This is a genomic window from Agromyces bauzanensis (genome assembly GCF_014645655.1).
GTDB lineage: Bacteria > Actinomycetota > Actinomycetes > Actinomycetales > Microbacteriaceae > Agromyces > Agromyces bauzanensis.
In genome coordinates this window covers 1-6,017 of the sequence record NZ_BMMD01000045.1, presented here as the reverse complement: position 1 = coordinate 6,017, position 6,017 = coordinate 1, and the positions used below count along the sequence as shown (strand labels likewise).

7 protein-coding genes are annotated in these 6,017 nt (G+C 66.4%); 5 read left to right on the top strand and 2 right to left on the bottom strand.

Annotated elements, in window-relative coordinates:
- Positions 1 to 478: 478 nt before the first annotated feature.
- The 4 genes from IEX31_RS18095 (at position 479) to IEX31_RS18080 (ending at position 2,328) form a co-directional block, all read left to right on the top strand.
- Positions 479 to 622, top strand: coding sequence for a hypothetical protein (locus tag IEX31_RS18095; protein ID WP_188744790.1), 144 nt, complete (start codon positions 479 to 481; stop codon positions 620 to 622).
- Between the two features lie 140 nt (positions 623 to 762).
- Positions 763 to 1,167, top strand: a complete 405-nt coding sequence (locus IEX31_RS18090) for a PH domain-containing protein (protein WP_188744789.1) — start codon at positions 763 to 765, stop codon at positions 1,165 to 1,167.
- Between the two features lie 29 nt (positions 1,168 to 1,196).
- Entirely contained in the window at positions 1,197 to 1,739 is a 543-nt protein-coding gene (locus tag IEX31_RS18085; RefSeq protein ID WP_229662486.1) for a DUF6998 domain-containing protein, read from the top strand.
- 115 nt (positions 1,740 to 1,854) lie between these two features.
- Positions 1,855 to 2,328 (top strand): hypothetical protein, encoded by a 474-nt coding sequence (locus IEX31_RS18080; protein WP_188744788.1) that lies wholly within the window; start codon positions 1,855 to 1,857, stop codon positions 2,326 to 2,328.
- 131 nt (positions 2,329 to 2,459) lie between these two features.
- On the opposite strand, the gene IEX31_RS18075 is transcribed toward IEX31_RS18080, so the two are convergent.
- Both IEX31_RS18075 and IEX31_RS18070 read right to left on the bottom strand, forming a co-directional pair.
- The gene (locus tag IEX31_RS18075; protein WP_188744787.1) at positions 2,460 to 3,125 is read right to left on the bottom strand and encodes a nuclease-related domain-containing protein; all 666 of its coding nucleotides are present in this window, start codon (positions 3,123 to 3,125) and stop codon (positions 2,460 to 2,462) included.
- Between the two features lie 235 nt (positions 3,126 to 3,360).
- Positions 3,361 to 4,551 carry a Fic family protein gene (locus tag IEX31_RS18070; protein ID WP_188744786.1) on the bottom strand — a complete coding sequence of 397 codons (1,191 nt, stop codon included), beginning with the start codon at positions 4,549 to 4,551 and terminating at the stop codon, positions 3,361 to 3,363.
- Between the two features lie 354 nt (positions 4,552 to 4,905).
- On the opposite strand from IEX31_RS18070, the gene IEX31_RS18065 reads away from it, so the two are divergent.
- Positions 4,906 to 5,529, top strand: coding sequence for an SDR family oxidoreductase (locus tag IEX31_RS18065; protein ID WP_308423564.1), 624 nt, complete (start codon positions 4,906 to 4,908; stop codon positions 5,527 to 5,529).
- The last annotated feature ends 488 nt before the right edge of the window (positions 5,530 to 6,017 follow it).

The following is a 6,017-nucleotide window of genomic DNA, read 5'->3' as shown; positions in this document are numbered from 1 at the left end:
GACAGCAGGGAACGTCTCCATCGCTTCGGCGGCGAATCCGGCGATGTGCCGCTGCCGTAGTTCGGTCATGGCACGATGGTACGTCAGCAGCTCACGGATTCGCAGAACGGAACTCACGGATTCGCAGAACGAAACTCACGGATTCGCAGAGCAAGACTGGCGGATTCGCAGAATAGAGCTGGCGGATTCGCAGTCTCAACGTCGTGAATCTGCAGCATCCAAGTCGCGGATTCGCAATCTCAATTCGCGGATGCGGCGGATATGACAAGCGAACGGCTCGAACGCACCGGCTTCGAATGCGCTGGCAAGGCTCTCAATGGGCGGCAGAGTCGGACCCCCCCGTCGGAGGAGTCCAGACGATGCCATCGCCGGCCACCCGGGCTGGATCGGCGCCGAGGCCTTGACGCGGCTGGCCGAGTCCGAGCGCATCCGGATCGATCTCGGTCACTCCCTCGGTGGCCCCGCGGCGACGATCACGATGACGGACCAGGATCGCCGAGAACAGGTGATCGCGATGGCCAGGCTTGCCGCGTCCCTCGCGGGCGAGGCTCTGTACCTCGCGCGGCGTGATATCGACGCGTCGCGACGGCAGGATGCCGGGCGGTGGCGCCTCTCGGGATGAGGCGGGGTCGCGCGAGGACGTGGTGTGGACTCGACGGGTTGGCAATCTTAGACGGCACTTTCTCCAAGCCCCCCAGTGCCGGGTACACCGCCGTACTGACGCCCCGGCACGCATATGCTGACGACATCATGCGCCCGACAATGGGTGCGACCGATCGAAGGGACCACCCGGTGGTAGAGACCGCACCGATGCTCGCATGGACGCTGCAGAATGAGATTCCCGTTCCTGCCGACGTGAACCAGTTGCTGGTGGAGGGAGAGCAGGCAGTGGCGTCGTTCAAGACGTTCCGCGATTCCGCCACGTTCACGACGAAGCGCCTGATCGTGCGTGATGCGCAGGGAATCACGGGCAAGAAGGTCGAGATCTATTCGCTGCCGTACAGCTCGATCAACATGTGGTCGACCGAGAACGCCGGCGGGATGCTCGATCGCGACGCCGAGGTCGAGCTCTGGACGCGGGCAGGTCACATCAAGGTCAAGCTGACCAAGGGTGCCGACGTCCGACGGATCGACAGCCTCCTCGCCTGGGCTGTGCTCAACCACTAGCGAGTCGCGAAGAGAAGAGGTGGTGTCGGATGACGCGTGACGGCATCGACGAGGTCGGGACGACCGCTACGACGGAGGTCCTCGATCTTCGCGACTGGAGTGTCAGTGCGCTGCTCGCGGCATACGCCGGGATCCTGCGCGAGCTCGTGCAGCGCGGCTTGATCCGCACGTTGAATGCGCCGGCCGGTGATCTTGCCGAGACGCTGGCCGCAAAGAGCTACGACGGCGCTCTTGCGCCCAACAGCGAGAAGAGCTGGGACATCCGGGCATTCGACGGGCGTCTGATACAGGTGAAGTCGCGGGTCATCGCGTCGACGTCACGTACCAAACCGGTGCAGTTCTCGGTCTTCCGCTCCTGGGGTTTCGACGTGGCTATCTTCGTGGTCTTCGCTGCGGAGACCTACGAGGTGCTGGCCGCCATCGAGCTGCCGATGCAATCCGTGCGAGAGAAGGCTGGGGATGTCGCGTGGGTCGGAGGCTCACGACTCACGGTGTCGATCGCGGTCCTTCAGGCGCTTCCGGAAGCGGTGGATCGCACGCCAGAGTTCGCTGCGGCGCTCACGGCGCTGTGACGTGAACAATCAGAGATCCCGCAGGGACCTACGCCAGCGACTCTTCGAGCACGTCGATTGGCTCCGTGCATCAGCCGCGCGATACGACGATCGCCATTTCTCCGAGGCGAAGCGGATGGCCGTCACGATCAGGTCGCTCGTGCACGACACCACGGCTTCAACGAGCCTGCTCACTCAGCTCGGGATGCGCGACGAAATGGTCTGGAGATCGTCGGTGCCGTTCGATGGCGGCCGGTTCGAGCATCCGCCATGGATTGATGACCCGCGCCAATCTGGTTTCGCCGACATCCGGGCCTGGCCCATCTCTGAGTGCGACTTCGCCACGTGGTGGCGTGGGCCCATGCTGACCTACGCTGACACGGATCTCGACCGAGCCTGGTTCGTGCTGAACACGGCGAATTTCGATGGTGGTGCTCACGTCGACCCGAGGCTGCCCGATGCATATCGGTCGCTGGCTCGTGAAGGCGGACTCAAGCCACTCCGTATCAACAGCGCCGGCCAGCACTACCCCGACTCCTCAGATCCCGTTCCGAGCGCGCTCCGCACGATCTGCACCGAGGTCGTGACGTCGATCGAAGCCGCGTGGTGAGTTGCTTCCCACGGCGCCCCACGAGTGACGCGCGCGAAGTGCCCACTGCTCAGGGCTCGAGCGGAGTCACCGAAGCACCACCCCGAGCAGCGCCGGCCATGCGGCCGGGAACGCCACAGGCAGCGAGGCGATCACGCCGAATGTCCACCCGTGGCGCGTGCGCCGGGCGCGATCGACCGCGGCACGCAGTCGCTCGAACGCGGCGTGATCGACGCCGTCGGTCTCCGGCATCCGTCGGTCTCCGGCATCCGTCGCCAGGTGGCAGGCTGTGCCGCGAGTGCCGCGAGCTGCTGCACCTGCGACGGTGTGAGGGTGACCGGATGCCGCTGCAACCACCGAGTGAGCTCGGTCGCGTGCAGCACGACCACGTCGTGCGGGCGCTCGCGCACCGTCATCCGGCGCGCACCGACGACGGCGACGATCGGCGTCACGTCGATCAGTGATCGCGCCGCGACCGACAGCAGTTGCGACGTGCGCTTCGCCTTGTGCTTCGCGTTGCGCAAGTGGTCGGTTCGCTGCCCGTTGACGAGGATGCGGCGCCCGCCGACCCACACGTTCTGGCCGCGGTGGTGCTTGGTGTTGATCGTGAACACCCCGGCGGACCCGATCACGACATGGTCGAGATCGCCCGACCCGGTACCGACCGGTACCGCGTGGAGCACGTACCACCCCGGCCCGAGGCCGCCGAGCCGCCGCGCGACGTCCAGCTCGCCGAGCGCGCCCACATACCAGGGTTCCGCATCGCGTCCGAACGGCGAGACGCCGAAGAACCGCTGCAACCCGGTGTTCGGCGGCACGGTCGCCTGCACGCGCAGGCGTTCGGCGATGACGGATGTCGCGGGGGGGGGGGGGGGGGGGGGGGGGGCGGCCCGAGCGACTCGGTCCCTGACTGCACGCGCCCGCTCCCTGAGCTTGTCGAAGGGCCAGATGGATGCCTCGCGGCGGCCGCGCGGGTTTCGTCCGGACCACCGAAGACTTCGCCAACGTGCTTCCCGCACACATGCGCTGACGGCGCGTGTGTGCCGGGTCGGTTCACGAATGCGATCGGCCAAGCGGTAACCCCCGGTCGATCGGGCTCGCAACGGCATTCCAGATCTCGCGGGCGATCCATTCCTCTCGGCCTCCTCGGCCGCGGCGGCCGAGGCTCTCGAGCCAACCGCGATCGCTGGCCTTCCGTAGGAGGGAGGACGCCGTGGGCTGACTCACGTCGAGGGCCCGAGTGACGGCTCCAACCGTGACGAGCGGATTGGTGAAGAGCAGGTCGATCAAGCCCGGCAACGCCGAGCGATCGCCGTACGCCTGCTTGCGGTATTGCTCGCGCACGTTGACGAGCGTGCGGATGCGGTGAGCACTCTGGTCGGCCTGGGTGGACACTGCATCAGCGAAGAATGTCACCCACTCGTCGATTTCGCCTCGCTCTCGCACCGACTGAAGTCGGGTGTAGTACTCGTCACGATTGCGCTCGAAGTACCCGGAGATGTGGAGAATCGGTGCCTGGAGAACGCGATCGTGGATCAGCCCGAATCCGATCAGGAGCCTGCCGACACGCCCATTGCCGTCGAGGAAGGGGTGGATGGTCTCGAATTGGTAGTGCAGCAGGGCACTGCGCACCACAGGCGTCGTGGTAGGCGGTTCGTTGGCGAACCGTTCCCAATCAGTGAGAAGTGCCCCGATGTGGTCTTGGATCGGCGGAATGAACACTGCACTTTCTGGGCCCGCACCCGCCGAACCGATCCAGACGGGCGAGGAGCGGAGTTCACCTGGGCGCTTCTCATCGCCACGAACGCCCGTCATGAGCGTCGAGTGCACCGAACGGAACAGCCGCTGAGTGAGGGGCAGGGTTTGCAAGAGGCCCAGGCCTTCGCGTGACGCCCGCAGGTAGTTCAGCACCTCCTGCACGTCCTCGCTTTCGATGTGCTCGCCCGAGCCCTCTGCGGCGAGCACCTCGCTGAGCGAGGCTTGAGTGCCCTCGATTCGAGAGCTCGACACGGCTTCTTGCAGCATCGACGGACCGAGCAGGAGGTCGGGATCGGTCACGAGCTGCCCGAGCCCGTCGAGGCGCCCAAGCGCGATGTCCGCGCGCGACAGCGCGGCGATCGTGGAGCGTCGCAGCTCCAGCGACCTTGGGAGGTCGGCGGGCAGGTAATACGGGTACGTCCATGAGCTGAGCGGGTTCCGCGTGACCTCGCCGAATGCCGTGGACGTGAAGTTCTCGGGCCTCATGCTTCGAAGTTATAAGAAAACAAGCGATTCCTCAATAACTTTGGATTGGGTGTGTAAACGGGCTTATAAGTTCCGCGCTGAGCGGTCAGTGAATCCGTTGAGCATGCGCCGCCTCGGCGCCCGGAGGGAGGGATCGGGAATCCTACGACAACCGGGTCTCTCGTGCCGCAGCGCGGCTCGGCGGCGCATCGTGGTCGGTGACCAGTCGAGTGACGGTCATCGAAAGGAACATCATGAACATCTCCGGCAACACCATCCTCATCCCGGGCGGCACCTCGGGCATCGGCCTCGCGCTCGCGCAGCGCCTACAGGACGCCGGCAACACCGTCGTCATCGGGCGGCCGCCGCACCGACGTGCTCGAGCGCCTCGCTGCCGCGCACGGCTTCGGCACCGTCACGATCGACATCAGCGACCCCGTCTCGGTGCTGAGCGCCCGCGATGCGGTGCTCGCCGCCCACCCCGACCTGAACGTGCTCATCGCGATGGCCGGCATCATTGTGCCAGAGGATGTCACGACGGCCGGCTTCCTCGACACCGCCGAGCGCATCATCGACACCAACGTGCTCGGGCCCGTGCGGCTCGTCGCCGCCTTCACCGAGCACCTGCAGTCCCGGCCGGATGCCACGATCATCACGGTCTCGTCGGGGCTGGCCCACACGCCGCTGCGGCTCACGCCGAGCTACAACGCCTCGAAGGCGTTCATCCACCAGTTCACCGAGAGCATCCGCTTGCAGCTCGCGGGCACCTCGGTGCAGGTCATCGAGCTCGTCCCGCCCGCTGTTCGCACCGAGCTCATGCGCGGCCAGTCGCAGGTCGAGGCGTTCCTCCCGCTCGATGACTACATCGACGAGACCATGTCGCTCCTGGCCAGTCAGCCCGGCGCCAACGAGATCCTCGTCGAGCGCGTCAAGCCGCTGCGCTTCTCCGAGGTGAACGGGGCGTACGAGCAGGCGATCGCGACGCTGAACTCGCACTAACGGATGTCTCGGCTCGGCGGTCACTCGATCGGGCAGCGATCGCAGCCTGCGATCGCCGCGTTGTTGAGGACGAGTCCACGTTCTTCGTAGCGGCTCCGGGTGGCGCGGAGCGCACTCCTCCGCCCGATCGCTCACGGGCCCCGATCGCGCTCAGCGTGGCGGAGAACATCGCGAGCGCGGCGATCGCAGCGAACGGAAGCGCCGCGATGCCGAGCGTCACCCACAGGACGCGGCGCCGTCGCGCCCGCTCGACGTCGCGTCGCAGTCGTTCGAACGCGTCGTGATCGACGGACTCGGTCTCAGGTGCACGCTTGCACGTCGTGGGCTGAGTGGCGAGCGCCGCGACCTGCTGCACCTGCTCGGGCGTGAGCGTGACCGGACGTCGCCGGAGCCAACCGACGAGGTCGAACTCGCGCAGCACAGTCACGGTGTCCGGGCGCTCGCGCACCGTCATCCGTCGTGCCCCCACGATCGTGATGATCGGTGTG

What these genes read in the sequence shown, in the direction of transcription:
- IEX31_RS18095 (WP_188744790.1), top strand. Translation starts at nt 479, where the DNA reads ATGACGGACCAGGATCGCCGAGAACAGGTGATCGCGATGGCCAGGCTT.
- IEX31_RS18090 (WP_188744789.1), top strand. Translation starts at nt 763, where the DNA reads ATGGGTGCGACCGATCGAAGGGACCACCCGGTGGTAGAGACCGCACCG.
- IEX31_RS18085 (WP_229662486.1), top strand. Translation starts at nt 1,197, where the DNA reads ATGACGCGTGACGGCATCGACGAGGTCGGGACGACCGCTACGACGGAG.
- IEX31_RS18080 (WP_188744788.1), top strand. Translation starts at nt 1,855, where the DNA reads ATGGCCGTCACGATCAGGTCGCTCGTGCACGACACCACGGCTTCAACG.
- IEX31_RS18070 (WP_188744786.1), bottom strand. Translation starts at nt 4,551, where the DNA reads ATGAGGCCCGAGAACTTCACGTCCACGGCATTCGGCGAGGTCACGCGG.